16 protein-coding genes, 4 tRNA genes and 2 pseudogenes are annotated in these 16,792 nt (G+C 62.3%); 12 read left to right on the top strand and 10 right to left on the bottom strand.

Going from position 1 to position 16,792, the window contains the following annotated elements; genetic code table 11:
• Positions 1-338: 338 nt before the first annotated feature.
• Together JDV09_RS25520 and JDV09_RS25515 are read right to left on the bottom strand one after the other, a co-directional pair.
• Positions 339-2,699, bottom strand: coding sequence for an alkaline phosphatase family protein (locus JDV09_RS25520; protein ID WP_308124246.1), 2,361 nt, complete (start codon positions 2,697-2,699; stop codon positions 339-341).
• Between the two features lie 817 nt (positions 2,700-3,516).
• Positions 3,517-3,591: transfer RNA gene (locus JDV09_RS25515), tRNA-Val, on the bottom strand.
• A gap of 124 nt (positions 3,592-3,715) precedes the next feature.
• On the opposite strand from JDV09_RS25515, the gene JDV09_RS27340 reads away from it, so the two are divergent.
• The 5 genes from JDV09_RS27340 to JDV09_RS25495 all read left to right on the top strand — a co-directional run bounded on the left by JDV09_RS27340 (position 3,716) and on the right by JDV09_RS25495 (position 4,494).
• On the top strand, positions 3,716-3,838 hold the full coding sequence (locus JDV09_RS27340) for a hypothetical protein (RefSeq protein ID WP_308124245.1): 123 nt from the start codon (positions 3,716-3,718) through the stop codon (positions 3,836-3,838).
• The gene (locus tag JDV09_RS25510) at positions 3,839-4,138 is read left to right on the top strand and encodes a DUF6636 domain-containing protein (RefSeq protein WP_308124247.1); all 300 of its coding nucleotides are present in this window, start codon (positions 3,839-3,841) and stop codon (positions 4,136-4,138) included.
• Between the two features lie 96 nt (positions 4,139-4,234).
• Positions 4,235-4,307 (top strand) — tRNA-Gly (locus JDV09_RS25505).
• A 27-nt stretch (positions 4,308-4,334) separates the two neighbouring features.
• Positions 4,335-4,405: transfer RNA gene (locus JDV09_RS25500), tRNA-Cys, on the top strand.
• Between the two features lie 14 nt (positions 4,406-4,419).
• Positions 4,420-4,494, top strand: a tRNA-Val gene (locus JDV09_RS25495).
• 196 nt (positions 4,495-4,690) lie between these two features.
• Here JDV09_RS25495 and JDV09_RS25490 read toward each other — a convergent pair.
• The 3 genes from JDV09_RS25490 to JDV09_RS27575 form a co-directional block, all read right to left on the bottom strand.
• Entirely contained in the window at positions 4,691-5,344 is a 654-nt protein-coding gene (locus JDV09_RS25490) for a TMEM175 family protein (RefSeq protein ID WP_221371928.1), read from the bottom strand.
• A gap of 211 nt (positions 5,345-5,555) precedes the next feature.
• Complete coding sequence (locus JDV09_RS25485) at positions 5,556-6,122, bottom strand: hypothetical protein (RefSeq protein WP_221371927.1); 567 nt, start codon at positions 6,120-6,122, stop codon at positions 5,556-5,558.
• A gap of 36 nt (positions 6,123-6,158) precedes the next feature.
• Entirely contained in the window at positions 6,159-6,461 is a 303-nt protein-coding gene (locus JDV09_RS27575; protein ID WP_221371926.1) for a transposase, read from the bottom strand.
• Positions 6,462-6,608: 147 nt separating this feature from the next.
• Here JDV09_RS27575 and JDV09_RS25475 point away from each other — a divergent pair, with 147 nt between their 5' ends.
• From JDV09_RS25475 to JDV09_RS25450, 6 genes and pseudogenes are all read left to right on the top strand, one after another.
• Positions 6,609-6,956, top strand: a complete 348-nt coding sequence (locus JDV09_RS25475; protein ID WP_221371925.1) for a hypothetical protein — start codon at positions 6,609-6,611, stop codon at positions 6,954-6,956.
• A 6-nt stretch (positions 6,957-6,962) separates the two neighbouring features.
• Complete coding sequence (locus JDV09_RS25470; RefSeq protein WP_221371924.1) at positions 6,963-8,441, top strand: aconitase X; 1,479 nt, start codon at positions 6,963-6,965, stop codon at positions 8,439-8,441.
• Between the two features lie 82 nt (positions 8,442-8,523).
• Positions 8,524-8,973, top strand: a complete 450-nt coding sequence (locus JDV09_RS25465; protein ID WP_221371923.1) for an aconitase X swivel domain-containing protein — start codon at positions 8,524-8,526, stop codon at positions 8,971-8,973.
• Positions 8,974-9,007: 34 nt separating this feature from the next.
• Positions 9,008-10,564: a CoA transferase gene (locus JDV09_RS25460; protein WP_221371922.1), complete on the top strand. Its 1,557-nt coding sequence runs from the start codon at positions 9,008-9,010 to the stop codon at positions 10,562-10,564.
• 253 nt (positions 10,565-10,817) lie between these two features.
• Positions 10,818-12,328 (top strand): annotated as a pseudogene (locus tag JDV09_RS25455) (IS1634 family transposase).
• A 282-nt stretch (positions 12,329-12,610) separates the two neighbouring features.
• Positions 12,611-13,627 (top strand): class I SAM-dependent methyltransferase, encoded by a 1,017-nt coding sequence (locus JDV09_RS25450; RefSeq protein WP_221371921.1) that lies wholly within the window; start codon positions 12,611-12,613, stop codon positions 13,625-13,627.
• 112 nt (positions 13,628-13,739) lie between these two features.
• Here the strand turns inward: JDV09_RS25450 and JDV09_RS25445 are convergent, their stop codons facing one another.
• The 3 genes from JDV09_RS25445 to JDV09_RS25435 all read right to left on the bottom strand — a co-directional run bounded on the left by JDV09_RS25445 (position 13,740) and on the right by JDV09_RS25435 (position 15,490).
• Positions 13,740-13,976, bottom strand: a complete 237-nt coding sequence (locus JDV09_RS25445; RefSeq protein ID WP_221371920.1) for a hypothetical protein — start codon at positions 13,974-13,976, stop codon at positions 13,740-13,742.
• Between the two features lie 499 nt (positions 13,977-14,475).
• Positions 14,476-15,153, bottom strand: coding sequence for a hypothetical protein (locus JDV09_RS25440; RefSeq protein WP_221371919.1), 678 nt, complete (start codon positions 15,151-15,153; stop codon positions 14,476-14,478).
• Between the two features lie 154 nt (positions 15,154-15,307).
• Positions 15,308-15,490, bottom strand: a complete 183-nt coding sequence (locus JDV09_RS25435; RefSeq protein WP_308124244.1) for a helix-turn-helix domain-containing protein — start codon at positions 15,488-15,490, stop codon at positions 15,308-15,310.
• Positions 15,491-15,727: 237 nt separating this feature from the next.
• Between JDV09_RS25435 and JDV09_RS25430 the strand changes: the two genes are divergently transcribed.
• Positions 15,728-16,000, top strand: a complete 273-nt coding sequence (locus JDV09_RS25430) for a hypothetical protein (RefSeq protein ID WP_221371918.1) — start codon at positions 15,728-15,730, stop codon at positions 15,998-16,000.
• Here the strand turns inward: JDV09_RS25430 and JDV09_RS25425 are convergent.
• Both JDV09_RS25425 and JDV09_RS25420 read right to left on the bottom strand, forming a co-directional pair.
• A complete protein-coding gene (locus JDV09_RS25425) occupies positions 15,997-16,377 on the bottom strand; it encodes a nitroreductase family deazaflavin-dependent oxidoreductase (protein WP_221371917.1) in 381 nt (126 codons plus the stop codon). The two genes, JDV09_RS25430 and JDV09_RS25425, sit on opposite strands and share 4 nt — an antisense overlap.
• A gap of 248 nt (positions 16,378-16,625) precedes the next feature.
• Positions 16,626-16,792, bottom strand: a pseudogene (locus tag JDV09_RS25420) (IS5 family transposase); the annotation flags it as partial.

Here is a 16,792-nt window from a genome sequence, read left to right as displayed (position 1 = left end):
GCGATGACCACACGATCTGCACCGCGGTCGCTCCCGACGCCGTCTTCACCGTGCGCACATAGGCCACCGACGCACCCTACGACCCCACGATTAGTGCACACATTCCGGACCGACGCCGAACAAAACCCCACATGAATAGCTTGCCAAGCTCAACTAATCAAAATTGTGGCCCGAGTCAGGTTCGAGGCTAGCGTCAGGCACGTGAGCCGCAACAAGAACTTGCCTGTGGCCGTTGAGGAGACATTCCAAATCCGCTACCCGGTTCGGTTCCCGTCGCCGGCGCCGAGGAAGTCCGTGGTAGGTGCGTGCTTCGAGATCGCGATCAGTGTGCCCGACTGCTACACCCAGTACTCGTTCATGGGCTGGGCGTATCGGTCGTTGTTGGTGAGTGGGGGTAGCCCAAGGGCCTCTTCGATGGTGCGTAGCAGGCTGTAGTGGTTGTTGTGGTCGTCGGCGACGAAGTGGCCGTCGCGCATCCCGGCGTTCACGGCCCCCGGTGACGGGATGACGACGGTCGTGATGTGGTTGCCCTGGTTGCCGATGCCCAATGACAGGTTGTTGTAGTCCTCGTCGAAAGTGATGACGATGACGCTCCTCTGCGTGGGATCCTGCCAGGTCGGCGAACTCAAGATCATGGGCAGGGTGTCTTGTAGCCATTTGTCGCCCGCCGCGACGTTGTACTGATGGCCGCCCAGCAACGGCGGCGTGAGCTGACTGATCGCCCACTGGACAATTCCGACGAGGGTATTGGTCGGACCCTCCATGTTGGTGGCGTCGTCGGCCGCGAACCACACGAAGTTCGGGGCGTCGGCAGGTACGTCCAGATCCCCTGCCAGCTGCGTCAGGTCGAACAAGTGCGCCTCGACGCGGGCGGGGTCGTTGTAGATGTCGCTGAAGCCGAGGAAGGGCAGGTTGTCCGCCACGGCGTAGCCACCCCCACTCTGCGCGTAGCCGGCCCACGTCAAGCCCGCCGCCTCGATGGAATCGGCGAGGTTGGGCTCGTCGACGCAGTTCGCGGGACAGTTGTAGTTGATCCCGAAGTCGGATCCGCCGAGGATCGGATAGTAGTTCGGGAGGCTGGGGTGGGTCAGCGCGTAGTAGTTCGATCCGAATCCGTAGGCGTTGATGATGCTGTTGAGGTACGGCGCATTGGGGCTGCCGACGATGTCGGTGAAGCCCTTGTTCTCGAGGTAGACCATGAACACGTGATCGAGTTGGCCGACCGTCGACACCGGCGGCGCGGGTGGCGGCGGGGCCGGCAGGTCAGCGCCGACGGTGAACGACAGGTTGTCGGCGTAGGCGTTGTTGTAGTTGCCGGGGGCGGGGTTGCAGTCGGTGAAGGTCACCACGACCTGCGCGCTGCGGGTTCCCACCGGGATCGTCCCGGTGGTCTCACGTTCGAGCAGCCCGGTCTGAAGCCAGCGATCCAGCACGGTGACCGGCGTGAGCCGGCCGGTGCCCAGATACAGCTGGTTCTCATCGAGGAAGGTCACGGTGACCGAGGCCGCCGACGGGTCCAACGTGAAGCCGCCGAGCCATCCGCTCAGGGTGTAGGGCACTGCGCCGGTGTCGATGTCGGACGCCGCGGCGCTGAGGTCGACGGTCTGAGTGAGGGTGGACGTGGCCACGTTTCCCCCGCCGAAGAACTGCTCGCCGCTGTCGGGGGGTGCACACCGCGTGCTCGGGAATCCGAGAAAGGCCGGCAGGGTCGGGCCCGGCGATCCGAGAGGCCACGGCAGCCGGCGCAGGGTGCCGTATTCGATCACGGTCGGGGTGCCGGTCACCGTCCAGCCAGGCACCGTCACCGAACTGTATCCGGACAGTGACGGGTCGCCGACTTCGGCGCCGGGATTGACCAGCAGGTTGGGGCTCTGAACCAGGGCTGCTGTGGCGGCGACGGTGTCCTGGGGGCCGACGATGAGCGCACCGAGCTGTTGTGCGGTCGGACCGGGGAAGGTCTGCTCGAACTCGCGGCGCACCCACGCCAACATCGTGAATAACAGCGGGCTGTTCACCGGCGTCACCGGGCTGCCGGTACCGGCAACCGGGCTGATGCCCAGTGTCCTCAGCAGAGCCCGAATTGCCGTCGGCGGCACCGGATCGTCGACTACGGCCACCGCCTGCGACGCCCCGTTGCCGGTCGGCTCGACGGAAACGTAGGCCACCGCGGTTGGCCTCGGAACCTCGGGTGCGGCACTCAATGTGTCCGCCACGTCCCCGAGCGGTCGGGCATCGACAGGATCGACGCTGTCCACGTCGGCGATCGTCGACTCCGAGGCCGGCTCCGCCTCGATGGGATCCGGGCGCTCTTCGGAGCCCGTCGCCTCATACTCCTGCGAGTCTGGACCCAACAGGTCCGGTGTGGTCTCGAGTGCCACAACAACGGTCGGTGTGGTGTCCTCGCTGTCGGCCACCTCCGGATCGGAGGCCGCCGAGCCGGCATCGGAATCCGGGGTGGCAGGATCTGCAACGGCGACCGCGGTCGATTCCACGCCGTCCGCGGTGGCGCCCGCAATCTCGGCATCGGACTCGGCCTCGGGGTCGGACTCCTCGTCGTCGGCGGTGACGGCAGCCTCGTCTTTCGCGATCGCCGACGCGGTGTCCAGATCCACGTCGTCTTCGTCGTCGTCTTCGGTGGAAGCCTTCTGCGCCGAATCCGCGCCGGTAGGGCCCGACGCCGCCGAATCCCGCGTGTCCACCTCCGGCCCGGAGTCCGCGACGCCGCCGGCAGCCTCGGCGCTGATATTGCGATCGCTGTCATCGCCCGTCGACGCGACAGCGACCCCCTGGCCACTGGCCAGGGCCGCACCGACACCTACCGTGACAGCACCTGCGGCGAACCACGCGGAAAACCCAGAATGCCCGCCCGTGGCACGATGTCGGCCTGTCTGGCGGCGAGCCGTCGCCGAGTTCTTCAACCTGCGCACACTGGCCATCCGAGCCCCCAATACGCATCGCACAGAGTTTGATCTCGTGTATCGGCGCGGACCACATATAGCAGAGGTCGTGTCCCGCCGGAGGCGTTTGGGGCCTGGTGTAAGAAATTCACGTGCTGGTAAAGCTGTTGAGCACGCACAGCTTTCACACGGAAATCGCTTGGCTGTCTTCCAGGTCCCAGTTGAACCCGGCGCGCCGCGGATCCGCGTTTGCCTGCGGCCGGACGCCGTGGGCACAACCCCCATCCCTGGGATCAACCGGGAGATCCCGGAACCGACTCATCTGCCGGTTCGCCTGCCCGACGTATGAACCTCGCGGCGCCCCCGGGGCCTGTCGTGCGCGCGGAAGCGCCCGGGCGGGACGCTCACCCGTCGGTTACCGACATGACCGACACGCTTACGGCAAGGGTCGCGGTGTCCGCAGCAGTTCGCGCGCCATCCGATCGGCGGCGTCCTCGAGCCGTTGGCGGGCCTTGGCGTGCGTCGGTGTCAGTCGGTCCGGGAGCGGCCCTCAAACAACGCTGCCGCTGGCACCGCAGAGATTCCGTTGGGGCACGCGGAGTGAAAATGTGCTCTGACCTGGTGGTCCCGGCTGGGTTCGAACCAGCGACCTTCCGCGTGTGAGGCGGACGCTCTCCCACTGAGCTACGAGACCGGGCTTCCGACGAATCGAACGAGGCAGAAGACTAGCACGCGCGCAGGTCGACCCGGGAATCCGCTGGTCACCGATTTTTACGCTCACGGCACTCGCCAGGGGTTTCGCCGGTAGCCTCGCCGCCATGGCGCGATCCATTTGGTGCGGCGCGGCCCTCGCCGGCCCGGCGACAGCAGCGCTGCTCGCCGCCCCGACCGCCGGCGCCGACCTCGTCGGCTTCACCTCGCCGAGCGGCAACATCGGCTGAATCATCGCCGAGGACCTGCTGCGCTGCGACATCGCCGAACGGGACTGGACTCCCCCTCCCCGCCCCGCCGACTGTCCCGGCTTGACCGACTACGGGCAGGGCATCACGCTGGGACCGAACGGGCCTGCGAGCTTCGTCTGCGCCGGCGACACCACCCTGCAGAGCGGTCCGCCGCTGCCGTACGACCAGTTCCAAGCCGGCGGCGGGATGAGCTGCACCAGCGAGCCGTCGGGCATGCGGTGCTCCAATTCCGACGGGCACGGATTCACGCTGTCGCGGCAGGCGTACACGCTGTTCTGAGGCTCCTGGGGGCCTGCGGAGCAAGGGATTTGTGTACGCCTCACCGGGTGGACTATCGTTGCGCTTCGCAACGGACGACGATCTCGCCCGTTGTGTGCGGATGTAGCGCAGTTGGTAGCGCATCACCTTGCCAAGGTGAGGGTCGCGGGTTCGAATCCCGTCATCCGCTCGAAGGTGCAGTGGCATCAACCCCAGCGGTGGAGTGGCCGAGTGGTGAGGCAACGGCCTGCAAAGCCGTGCACACGGGTTCGATTCCCGTCTCCACCTCAAATGTTGTCCCGGCGCGATTAGCTCAGCGGGAGAGCGCTTCCCTGACACGGAAGAGGTCACTGGTTCAATCCCAGTATCGCGCACCAGCATATATGCAGTACAAAATGTATTTTTGAGAGTTGCCGCCGGCTACCAAGACAATTCCAAGACGATCGTCCCGAGCGCTCACCTAGGCAGACGCGCGGCGGGCCGGAAGTGTCCGGATCACGGTGCCGTCGGGTATGAATCTGGGATACAGGTTTTCTCCCTGAGGTCATCGGCACCCCAAGCGGCTACTGGTGATCACCCCGAACCCGGTCGCGGTCCCGTTGACGTCTGTGTCCGATTCGCTAGGTTCAGCCGGAGAAGAGGTCTAATCAGCATGAACGCCGATATCGCGAGATAGAAGATCACCGCGACGACGGGCAGGAACGCACCGACAACTGTTGAGAGCCCAAGCATCACGAAGAATGGCCACCGCTCCCGCAGATGCCTTCGCAGTTCCAGGTGCTCCCCCTCGCGCACGAGAGTCTGGACCCGGATCGCATAACCGGACAGCACCAGACTCATGGCGCTTGCCAACGTCAGATTCAGGCCGAACAGGACCGCAGCCGGACGCTGGCTCGCGTCGGCGACATGATTGGCCATCACGCTCGTGGTGAACGGCAGGAAACTCACGAAAAGCAGTTTTAGCAGGTTAAGCCCGACGAAGACGTCGTCAACAGCCGACAGCGAACGAGTCAGCTTCACGTGGGCTACCCACGAGCCACCGATGAACGAGAAGCTCACCAGGTAACCCAGAAAGGAGGGCCAATCATCGGCCAGTTTTTCCAGCAGCCGTTCGGATGATTCGGGAACGCCAAGCTCCAAGACGAGTAGCGTGACGGCGATCGCATACACGCCGTCCGAGAACGCCTCGACTCGGGTGGTGGGTAGCAGTCGGGGGTTTCGACTCATCACAAAACCATCCCACGTCGGCGGCGTGCATGAGCGCGTGCCATCGGGCAACTGCTCGTCGCGCCAACCATCGTGAAATGTCGTGAGGCGGTGATGGCAGCGAATTGTCGAAAGACACTTGAACGGGTACTAATGGCCATTCACCACGAGCGATAACGCCACCATCTAGCGCGGCCTGACCGACGCGGGAGGCCGCCGCGTTGATCGTCGGTCAGTGCTGTTGGGTCGTCAGGCAGTTGTCAGGGAGATCATTGCCACTGACCTTGAAATCGTCGCACGTGAGCACTGCGTCGTTGTTCGCACCGAAGAACACGCCCACGACGAGGAAGACGGCGATCGTCGCCAGCACGGCACCCTTGTGCCGTCGCGAGAGGTTTGCGAAGTCGGGGTAGATCACCGTGACGAGGACCCACCCCAGGTAGGGAATGGCGAGGGCGGTCACGATCAGGGTCACGATGGTCACGACGCGACGATCTACGTACTCGAGGTCGAATGTATTGCTGACCCAGGACGCCAGCAGCCACAACCACGGCACAAGCAGGACAAGCCGCCGCAGCCACGTGTGCGGTGGAAGATCGGCGATGACGGATCCGACGAACACCACCGTGGCGATCACCCACACCGTGAAAGCCTGATTGAAGAACACCTCTCCAAAGGCACCGAAGTTGAAGCCGACCGCAAACGCGACGGCCCCGGAGGCCGCGGCGACCAGCAGCGTCGCTCGGTCCTCGGGCGTGGCCGCGGCTCGTCCCTCGGCCCTATCTTTTGGCGTGTCCACCAGGGCGAGACTAGAACACAATGCCGACCGATCCGCCTAGGCAACCCCAGAAAATGTCCTAAGTCGGGTCAGAAGGTTGACCGCTTCGGTGGGGCCGTTGCTGATTCGGCCGGTGCTGAAGTTGGCCAGGTACTCATCGTGCCAGGTGGTGAGGGTGCGGGCCAGCCGCCGCAGGCGCCGCTCTGTTCCTGCTGGTTCGCAAGGCGACAAGGTTCTTGCTAGATTGAAAGAATTCAGCCAGACTGGTCGGGCTCTCAAGACGTTTCTGTCGATGGAGAGAGGATGAGCTGCGCCAGGTCTTCGAGAAGCACGCCTGATCTTGATAGATTGAGTTCGCACTTAGATTCTCATCGCCTCCTTTTCTTCAGCAAGCGACTTAAAGTGCCCCCTGATTTGACGCAGTCTCGACTACCATCAGTCAAGTCAGAGGCCATCAGGAGCTGCATGCCGGTCTTTACTTGCGGCGCTCGACTGAAGGCTGTGCGGATGCACTGGGCGAACACCCGGCTCGGCAATCTCAAGGGCGCGATCAAGGGCACTTTTCGCAGCTTCGACGCGCGTCGCACCGACCGCCTATTTCACCGCCTCGAGTGGCGATTTAACTGCCGTTTCACGCTCACCAAGAACCTCGAAAGTCTGGCGCGGGCGGGCAGCCGTCGAGATCGCACCCGCTCCTCCCCGAACCATTACAAACGTCCGACCGAGAGCGGAAATGTTGGAGCAATCAGGAGCGCAAATCTGCGGGAACAGCTACAGCTAAAGCTATCGATCACCTGCGACAATGTCGATCATCACGGCATAAGCGAACAAACGGAACTGACAAACGGAGGATAATCTCACATGGCAAATTCAACAGGCCAAACGACGAAGTCAACTGCTGCCACGACGGACGTAGCGCTTTTGACGGGTAATGAGGAGTACGACAAATTTCTCGAGATTGGAGCGGATCCCCACGGTGCCATGTGCACCGGCACCGGCCACTCCCGCGACGACGTCACGCATGATCCTAGCGCCCCACCGCACAAGATGACGCTGACGCGGGATGAGCAGGACGTCATGGACGGCAAGAAGGGCGAGGTGCTGGCCAAGGTGATGAAGACGGTTGTCGCCTACGGCGAAGCGTTCGGTGCGACCAAACTGGTGGACCTCGGGGGGCACCCGCACACGGTTCTCCTGGGCGGTACTCCCGCCGTTACGCCCGTTATCGACATTCTCAACGAGTGTGCCGACGCGGGCCTGAAGTCTTACGCTGAATACACCATCAATCCGCGGCCGTATGACTTCTACAATGTCGAGACCGATCCGGAGCAACAGTTCAAACTTCAAGCAATGTTTAGCACTCAGACTGATATTGAAAAGGTTCATACCCGCCTGGGTGCAAAGAACTACAACTATTGGAGCTGTGCCTGCTACTGGCCCGAGGTGGGGAACGCACCAGCAAAAGGCACCTATCTGGCCTGGTCTGAATCGTCTGCGGTCAACTACTCCAATTCTGTTCTGGGCTCACGCTCGAACCGCAATTCCGGCGGCATCGAGATGCTGTGCAACATACTGGGAAAGGCTCCCTATTTCGGTCTGATGACCGATGAGGGGCGCAAGGCGAAGTGGTTGATCGATGTGAGAACCGAGAGTGAACCGGTTTGGTCCGTGCTTGGCGGCGCCATCGGCATGAAGGTGATGGAGGACGTGCCTTACATTGCCGGTGTCGACAAGTACCTGGGCCAGGTGGACGGTGTCTCGATGGGCAAGCTTAAGGACATGGGCGCAGCGACCGCCACCAACGGGGCGGTAGGTCTTTATCACGTCGAAAACATAACACCCGACGCAATTGAACATGGCCGCGATCTGCTCGTCGAAGGCTACCAGACCTACGTCGTTGATGATGCCGAGATCGAACGGGTTCGTAAGAACTATCCCAATCTGTGGACCAAGAAGGACGCTAAACCCACGCGGGCCTTTGTCGGCTGTCCGCACAATTCGTTCCACCAGCTCTACGACTGGGGCATGACGGTCACCCATGCGCTTGCCAACAGACGCCAGGAAAGAGTGGCCATTCCGCTGCATCTTCTCTGCTCGCCGCTGGTGAAGAATCACTTCCTCGAGGAACACCCCGAGCTGGTCCGCGACATGATGCGCGCCGGAATCACATTCACCAATACTTGTCCACTCACGTTCCTGGGTATGCCGGGCATCACTAAGACGGAGTTCGCGGTCACGAATTCGAACAAGTCCCGCGAGTACACCAACGCGCGATTCTTCAAAGACGAGGATATCGTGGAGATTGTCCTCACGGGCGAGATTCCCGACGGTGCGGCCTGATTGTGATAAAGCAATTTCGCTTAGCTTAACCCGAAGCTATAACTAAAGTCGATTTAATCGAAACGTTACGAGGATCAATGAAATGGATAAGAAATCCTTCCACGGACGCCCGATTCTTCCCGGTAGTATTGAGGGATCGGCGATGGTTTCACACATCGGACTCAACACGCTTTCCACTTACAAAGCCAACGTTATCGGCGGTGTGACGGACAAAGCGATCTGTACCGATGGAGACAACAAGGATCTCTACAACAAGGACCTGAACGGGGCCATTCTCTGCCTGCCCCAGACCATCGGCTCAACGACGGGCGGCTTCGTCCTCATGGGCGTGGCCAAGATGGGGCTTGCGCCCAAGGCAATGCTGTTCTCCAAGCACGTCGACTCCTTGGCGATTGGCGGGCTTCTGATGGCAGATATCTGGATGAACGACCGCATTATCACCATTGACCTGTTAGGTGACGATTTCCTGGAGGCGGTCAATACCGGCGATCCGATCGAAGTGTTCGAGGACGGCAGAGTCGAAATCGGCTGAAGGACAATCCACGAGCATAACGAAGAAATGGGAGATGGGCGCGAATGCACGGTTCAAACTTGATTGCGCCCGATCTGACGTCATTGGCGATTTTTTTCGCAGGCAGGATGTCAGCTCAACTGGGAGGTTTCCGATGAAAATTGATCAAACGGTCGAAAACCATGATGACCTGTTGAAGGTCATCGACAACTTGCTTTCCGATGCCGGTCTCAACCGGGCAGACCTAAAGGGTGAGGTAACATTTGCCGGCCTCGATCCGGTCCGCCCGACCGTGCTCAAGGTCGGAGCCGGCGGGGCTGCGGTGGGTGCCGCCAATGCGATTGCCAGCGCGTTACTGTATCAGGAGAAAACGGGTCAAGGCCAGGACATTCATGTGGACCTGGGCAAGGCCTGGGCCATCCATAGCAAATGGCAGGATATCGCGGTAAATGATTGCACTGTAAATGGCCGATCCTACATAGCTCAAATGAGCAAATTCGGTGAACATGTCAATTGTCACTTTCTGCCGACGCTCGACAAACGCTGGATCATGGTTGACGCCAATTATCCGTCCCAGCTCCTGAAGCAGGACCTGATCTTCAATTCGGGCTTCACTCAAGAGCAGCTGGCTGCGTCGTCGATCAAGCGCACCGCCGACGAATGGGAGGCAATGGGCAATTCGGCCATGGTTCCGATCACCAAGGTTCGCACCCCAAAAGAGTTTCAGGAATCGGAGCAGTGGCCGGCGCACATCAGCACGCCAATCATTCACATCGAGAAGGTCGGTGACAGCGCACCGAAGCCGCTTCCTGGCGGCGATCGTCCCCTTTCCGGCATTCGCTCCCTGAGCATGGTGCATGTCGTCGCCGGTCCGCATTGCCAATCACTGCTTTCTGGTGCTGGCGCAGACTGCCTGAACCTCCATCCGGTGGATTGGTACGAGCAACTAACCTTTATCCTGAATTGCTTTACGGGTGTTCGCTTCGCGGCCATCGATCCTTTCAAGGAGCGCGATGACGTCTATAAGCTGATCAAGGAGGCAGATGTCTTTGTGGAGAACTTGCGTCCAGGATTGGCAGACCGCGAGGGATATTCGGCACAGCAACTGGCCGAATTTCGCCCCGGCATTATCCAAGGCAGCATCAAGCTGAACGTGCCCGGCCCCTATTCGCAGATGCCTGGATTCGATTTTAACGGCGCGGCACTCACTGGCTTGTTCACGGAAACGGGAACACCAGATCAACCGGCCCCTCCAAATGCCGTCAGCGTCATTTGCGACTTCTTCGCAGGCAGGATGTTGGCGACCGGCATACAGTCTGCCTTGCTGCGCCGCGCCAGAGAAGGTGGCAGCTATAAGGTGTCTGTCTCGCTCGCGCAGGTTTGCACCTGGCTGATGAGCCTCGGATTGGTTCCCAAATCTGACCTGCTCGACATCAAGAACATGGGTCCAGATCACCAATGGATGAAGCCGAACGTCCAAAGCGGAAAAACGGCTTATGGAGATACGACCGTGATCGCGGAACAGGTTGAAATGTCCCTGACGCCGTCAGTTTGGCCAGACCCGATCGTGTCAGTCCCGGGTTCGAGCTATCCAGAGTGGCTGCCACGCTAGACCGTATATTCTTCCTTGAATGAGGAAACTCACCCGCTCTTTTGCGTCGGAGGTTGCCCGGATGGCCGGGTAGGGCCGCGGTTGGATCCCCCATATTCGGTGCCCGCCTCGCAATGCGCATCTTCTTGCAGCGCGCTTTGACCTGACTTGGCTCACATTTCGGGTATTGACGTGGGCACAGCGTTCTGAACTCGTGTTTTGTCGTCGGTTTGGGCGGAATTTGAACACTAGGATCTGGTCGTAAGCTGCCCGGATGGCCTACGTGCGGACTGTGAAGACCTCGTCGGGGCCACCGCGGTCCAGGTCGTGTGGTCCTGGCGCAAGGGCTCGCGGTCGATCGAGCACCTCGGTTCGGCCCATGATGAGGTCGAGTTAGCGGCCCTGAAGGCCGCGGCGGCCGAGCGGTTGGCCGCCGGGCAGACCGAGCTGGACCTGGGGATCTCCGGGCACCTGGAACCGGGCACGTTGCCGATCTTGTCCTCGCAGATGACCACGTTGTGGGAAACATTGTGCGCGGCGTATCAGGTCCTAGGATTCCAAGCAGCCACCAACGACGACAACGTATTTCGTGATCTGGTGTTGGCGCGGATCATCGAACCGAGCAGCAAGATCGACGCTGAGCGGGTCCTCAGTGAGGTCGGCGCGGCACCAGCGTCGTATGCCACGGTCAAGCGCCGGCTGCGTGGCTATGCCCAATCGGGTTGGCGCCAAGCGCTGGCCGCGGCGTGCGCGGCCAGCGCCGGGCTGGGACCCGCGTCGCTGGTGTTGTTCGACGTCTCCACGCTGTACTTCGAAACCGACGCCGGAGACGGCTTCCGCGAACCGGGATTTTCGAAAGGACGCCGGCTGGAACCGCAGATCACCCTCGGGTTGCTCACCGATGCCGCCGGGTTCCCGCTGACCGTGCAAGCATTCGAGGGCAATAAGGCCGACGACCGCGACCATGCTGCCGGTGATCAACGCATTCAAGGCCGCACACCAACTTTCCGATGTCACCGTGGTCGCCGATGCGGGCATGATCTCCGAAGCCAACCAGGTCGCGCTGCAAGCCGCCGAGCTGTCGTTCGTGCTGGGTACCCGGATTCCATTTCTGCCCGATGTGGTGCGCGAATGGCGTGATGAACACCCCGGTGAGGCGATCCCCGACGGGCTGGTGCTCACCCAGCCCTGGCCGGCGACCTCAGCGGAGAAGGCCCGCGGCATCCCCGATCGGGTGGTGCACCACCAATTCCGTCACGACCGGGCGCGACGCACCCTGCGGGGCATCGACGAACAAGTCGCGAAGGCCCAACGCGCCGTCGACGGGCACGCGCCGGTCAAGCGCAACCGCTACATCCAGCTGACCGGGGCGACCAAGAGCGTCAATCGCACGCTGGAGGCCAAGACCCGCGGCCTGGCGGGCTGGAAGGGATACACGACCAACCTGGTTGGCCAGCCGGCCACCTTCGTCATCGATGCGTATCACCAGTTGTGGCATATTGAGAAGGCCTTCCGGATGTCAAAGCACGACCTACAGGCCCGGCCGATCTATCATCACCTGCGCGAATCCATCGAAGCCCGCCTAAGCATCGTCGCCGCTGCGATGGCCGTCAGCCACTACTCGAGCACCAAACCGGCTGGAGCATCAAGAAATTCGTCCGCACCGCACGCCGCTACCGCACCATCAGAATCAAAGCCGGCCGACAAATCCTGACCGCCGCCGACCCGCTACCCGACGACGTCCGCGAAGCCATCACCAAGATCAGCGCACAACTTGAACACTAGGATGAGCCAACTCGGGGCACACTTGGCTCCGAGGACCCGGCCGTGCTCGGTTTCTCTTCGTGGTTCTCGTTCGGCCCTAGTAGATGGCTTCTTCCTCGGACCCACCCACCTACCGAGCGGGTAGCCATCGACCTCGTAGGAACTACGAACGAGCTCAACGGAAAGAACTAATCTGTGATCGATTGCCTAGTCGGGAGCCTGCCGGAGGCGGCGGCTAAACCGGCCCAGGCCAAAGCGCCACAGTGATGAATTACAGCGCTTCCACAAACAACGAGGGGCGACGTGAAACACAAGCCGACGACGATTCGCGACCGACTTGGAGCCCTGTGGGGGCTGCTCAGGATCAGCGACGACGACTATCACGCCTACATGCGTTCCTATGATGAACTGTTCGTCGACTCACCAGAGAACACCAGGGCGGACTACGACCGAGGTCTGCCGCTCAACGGGTACCCCCAAGGCAGCAGCAACGAGCTGACCGAGCTGTACAAGGTCATCCACCTGCTGTGCACGCTGGGTTCGGTGGAGAAGATGTACATGCCGCCGACGATCGACTCGGAACAGTCGGTGCTGCAGAACCAGATCCTTTTCGAGCGGATCGTCGCCGAGGATCTCAACCTGACAGCCGGGCAGAAGGTGCTGGACCTGGGGTGTGGTTGTGGCGCCATTGCCGAGCACATGGCTGAGCTGACGGGGGCGACGCCATACGGCATCAACCTCGACCGCTCACAGATCGAAAAGGCTTGGAGGAACCCGAACCTGCCACAGGCCAACTTCGCCGTCGGCGACTTCAACAAGGCGCTCGAATTCGATGACGAATCGTTCGACGCCGTCTACGCGATCCAGCCGATGACGTACGTGAGTGACCACGGGTTCACCTTCAAGGAGGTCTTCCGTGTCCTCAAGCCGGGTGGGCGGTTCGTCATCGACGACGTCGCTGCGCTCGACGCGTACGACCGCGACAACGAGCGCCAGCGGACCCTGATTCAGCACACCCGGGAGCTGACAGTGTTCGGCGGATTCTGGTACTACCGGTACTGGGAGGATATCTACCGCGCCGCCGGCTTCGAGCTCGTGTCCTCGGTGGGCCGGCCTGCTGTGGAACTGATCAAGAAGGAAGTCGCCCTGTTCGACAAGTACGAGGCGGCGTTCAAGTTTCTTGCGAAGCTGCACGTCATCCCTAAGAAGACCGACAACTTGATGCAACGCATGCACGCGAACAGCCAGTCCTACATTCAGGCCGAGGAAGAGAAACTGCTCACGCTCAACTGGCACTGCGTGGGACAGAAGCCGAAGTAGGTGTTTCGGGCTCTGGCACCATCGCCACCGCCCCGCCCGTCGCCGCCCACCGGCACACTTGGCTCCGAGGACCCGGCCGTACTCGGTTTGTTTTCTGGGTTCTCGTTCGGCCCTAGTAGATGGCTTCTTCCTCGGACCAGGTGATGCCGTCAACATCCCGGTGGTCACCCCGGTGGCCGGCGCGCAACGCGCACTCCAAAATAGGGGTGTCATGGAACTTCGTCATGGCCAAGCACAGGCCGTCGTCGCTGCGCCGCCGGGCACCGCCACCTGACCAGCGGTCAATCTGCCGCCTGGTGGGCTCGTTGCCGCGGGGCATATCACGCAGAATGTCCCTGCCTGATCTCATCAGGTCTCTCCTTATCTTGCTGGCGTCGACGTTAGCCCAGGAGACCAGATGCGAGCAGCCGCGTGCGATCGGATCCGCCCAGTCATTGGGGCCGCGGTCAGGTCGGCGTGATCACATCGTCGGCCGACACCACGGACTCCCGCACCATCCAATCGGCGAACACCGGCCAGCGGCGAACACCGGCCAGTCCCGCACCTCGGGAATGTCGTGACCACCCAGCATGCACCGCGGCACCACGACGGGTTCACCAGCAGTCCGCGCAGAAACGTTGAGGATCGGTTTATCCCTCGGAGCACGCTCAAGCTCACCGGCACCGAAGCCCTCGAGGAACCAGCGCGGGTCTGGCCGGCTGATCCGGTCAAGTTCGTGATCTCGCAGCCTCCCGTATAGGCCGGCGACGTACACGGTGATGGTGAACTGGCGCCGCTGGCCGACTGGGGAGCGAAGAACGTGGGTGCGGTCGGGCGGATCGCCCGACTCGCGTCGGTCGTCGAGCGAGTCAGACAGGTGCCGCACCGGAGGGGGTGACGATGTCATCCGCGGTGACTTTGTACCACCGGATAGCCCTGTCGGTAAACATCGGCACATCCGCCGGTGTCGGCATGGTGTGCCCGCCCAGCCGCCACCGGGGCACGATCACCGGCTGGCCGGCCTGTAGCCGCGGCAACAACGCCGACCGCTCCCGCGCCTGCTGCTCGAGCGGCGGCCGATCCGACTCGTCCATCAACACGTACCGCGGATCCGGCCGGCCATCCACGGCCCGCTCTTGGGCCAGCAGCGTGGCATACACCCCGGGCAGCTGGTATCCACCAGCGTCGGAGTCGGCGTCAATCCTGTGGGCATCGCGGTCCCAACGTGCTCGAGCTGCACGCCTGGCTTTGACCGTCCGCAGACTCGGCGCCGGCTCGATATCTGTCTTGATCCCCCGAATCAAGCGCGCCGCAGCCTGCTCAAGCAGCCGCACCTCCGCGCTGATCTTCAGCTTGGTCTTGGTGTCCTCGGCGGCCTCATAAAGCTCCAGAAACTCTGTTTTTCGGTCCAAAATCGACGAAATCTGGGCCAAAATCGCCTTCTCCTGGGCACTCCATACCCGTGTTTGACCCCGCCGCGCCGACGCGGCAGCGAGCTCTTTATCCAGTTCACGCAGCACTTTTCGTGCTGCAGACGAGTGCGCCATACCCAAATTCTACGTTTATGCGTGCAAGCAGCGGAAACACCAGAGCGTGCCGCGCCCGCTCCGACACCCCTAGCCCTTCCCCTCCCCCCTGGCTCTGAGTGCCCCGCTGCCGACTGCCCCATGGGCAATCGCACGGGTCCGGTGTCCCGAGCCGTCAGCGTTGATCTGGGGGCCTCTCAGCGGCATCTGCGTCGGACTGGCGGATGCGGTACTGCCCGCCGGGCAGGCGGATGGCGGGCAGCTTGCCGTCGGCGATCCACCGCTGCACCGAGCGCACCGAGACATGCCAGCGCCGCGCCACCTCGGTGACAGTCAGCAGCGGGTCGGTGTCGGGCACCGGCCAAAGCTAGGGTCTGCTGCGCCGAGGCTGATCTGCCATCAACGGCACCGGCCATTCGGCTGCCGAGCTACTGCTGGCGATCCGGCAGGAGAAGCTAGCTCTGACAGAGGAATTGCGTGCACTGCGCTCAATCCTGCCGCATATCAATGACATTCAGGCGCGGCTGATTGAGCTTGAAGAGTCCGAGACTCTGCTCGCGTCATGGCAGCAGGCAGGTGATTGCCGCTGACTGAGATGGCACAGTTCGTCGCGCTGCCGTTCCTCGGCATGCTGGCGGTCGGCGTGTTGGTCGGCGCGGGCTACCGGCTGTGGTTCGGCTACCAGGGCAGGCACCGGCAGCGCCGCCGTGACAAGGCCCGGCACCCGTCGAGCCAGTCGAAGGTGCTGGGCCTGGTGCTGGTGCTGGTGAGTCTCGTTGTGCCCGAGGATGACCCGGCGTTCGACTGCCGCCGCGACGGCGCGGTCAGCAATTATTGCTGCCGCCAAATTAACGACTCAGGACGCTAGCTCGCCGTCAGCACCAGCGCCGCCTCGTTGTAGGGATGCAGCCGGTACAGCAACCGCGCAGACGTCACCAGCGGTTCGGCCTCGGCCTTGCTGACCAACCGGGGATCGCCGACCGCGACCGTTTTGCCGTGTTTGTGTACAGTCGCACGCCCACCGGCCATGACGTTCTTGACCCAGCTCGATTCGAGACCGTAGCCGATCAGGATGGCGTAGCCGTCGGCGGTGTCGAAGATGTTCAGCGGCGTCCGATACCGCTTGCCCGACTTGCGTCCGACGTGTTCGAGAGTCCCGATGGTGGGCGCCCATCCGCCGAGTGCCATCGCGAGTGGATTGGTGACCCGGCGGTTGAATGCCGCCACTGCGCGAGGAACCCGCATGATTTCCCTCCCGACGGCGCAATTGTTTGCGCAAACCGTAATCGCCTGACTACGGTACCGGCAGCGGGGGGTCGCACGAAAGGGCTCTCCACCATGGCAAAGGCGCGCCGTGCAACCAGCCAGCCGACACCAACTACGCGCGCTCACCGTGGCCGACGTTGCGCGGCGCTGGAACGTGGCCGCTGGCGTCTACCGCAGGCCGGGTCGGAGGACTCGCCGTCGCACTCGGTATCGGTCTGGCCCTCGGGCTAGGGCGTGTCTCCCGATTGTGGGGTGCCGACGCGGGTATGGATGACGGCGCAGGCCAGCAGAACGCCGCCGAGGTAGGTCAGGGCGTACTTGTCGTAGCGGGTGGCGATGCCGCGCCACTGCTTGAGTCGGTTGAAGCCTCGTTCGACGGTGTTGCGCAATGCGT

Source organism: Mycolicibacterium xanthum (assembly GCF_019710635.1).
GTDB classification, from domain to species: Bacteria; Actinomycetota; Actinomycetes; order Mycobacteriales; family Mycobacteriaceae; genus Mycobacterium; species Mycobacterium xanthum.
Note: the sequence above shows the minus strand (reverse complement) of the source record. Positions and strands in the feature narration are given on the sequence as shown.

Coding starts and splice junctions, on each gene's coding strand:
- JDV09_RS27340 (WP_308124245.1), top strand. CDS start 3,716: ATGGCGCGATCCATTTGGTGCGGCGCGGCCCTCGCCGGCCCGGCGACA.
- JDV09_RS25490 (WP_221371928.1), bottom strand. CDS start 5,344: ATGAGTCGAAACCCCCGACTGCTACCCACCACCCGAGTCGAGGCGTTC.
- JDV09_RS25475 (WP_221371925.1), top strand. CDS start 6,609: ATGCACTGGGCGAACACCCGGCTCGGCAATCTCAAGGGCGCGATCAAG.
- JDV09_RS25470 (WP_221371924.1), top strand. CDS start 6,963: ATGGCAAATTCAACAGGCCAAACGACGAAGTCAACTGCTGCCACGACG.
- JDV09_RS25465 (WP_221371923.1), top strand. CDS start 8,524: ATGGATAAGAAATCCTTCCACGGACGCCCGATTCTTCCCGGTAGTATT.
- JDV09_RS25460 (WP_221371922.1), top strand. CDS start 9,008: ATGGGCGCGAATGCACGGTTCAAACTTGATTGCGCCCGATCTGACGTC.
- JDV09_RS25445 (WP_221371920.1), bottom strand. CDS start 13,976: ATGAGATCAGGCAGGGACATTCTGCGTGATATGCCCCGCGGCAACGAG.
- JDV09_RS25440 (WP_221371919.1), bottom strand. CDS start 15,153: ATGGCGCACTCGTCTGCAGCACGAAAAGTGCTGCGTGAACTGGATAAA.
- JDV09_RS25430 (WP_221371918.1), top strand. CDS start 15,728: ATGGCACAGTTCGTCGCGCTGCCGTTCCTCGGCATGCTGGCGGTCGGC.
- JDV09_RS25425 (WP_221371917.1), bottom strand. CDS start 16,377: ATGCGGGTTCCTCGCGCAGTGGCGGCATTCAACCGCCGGGTCACCAAT.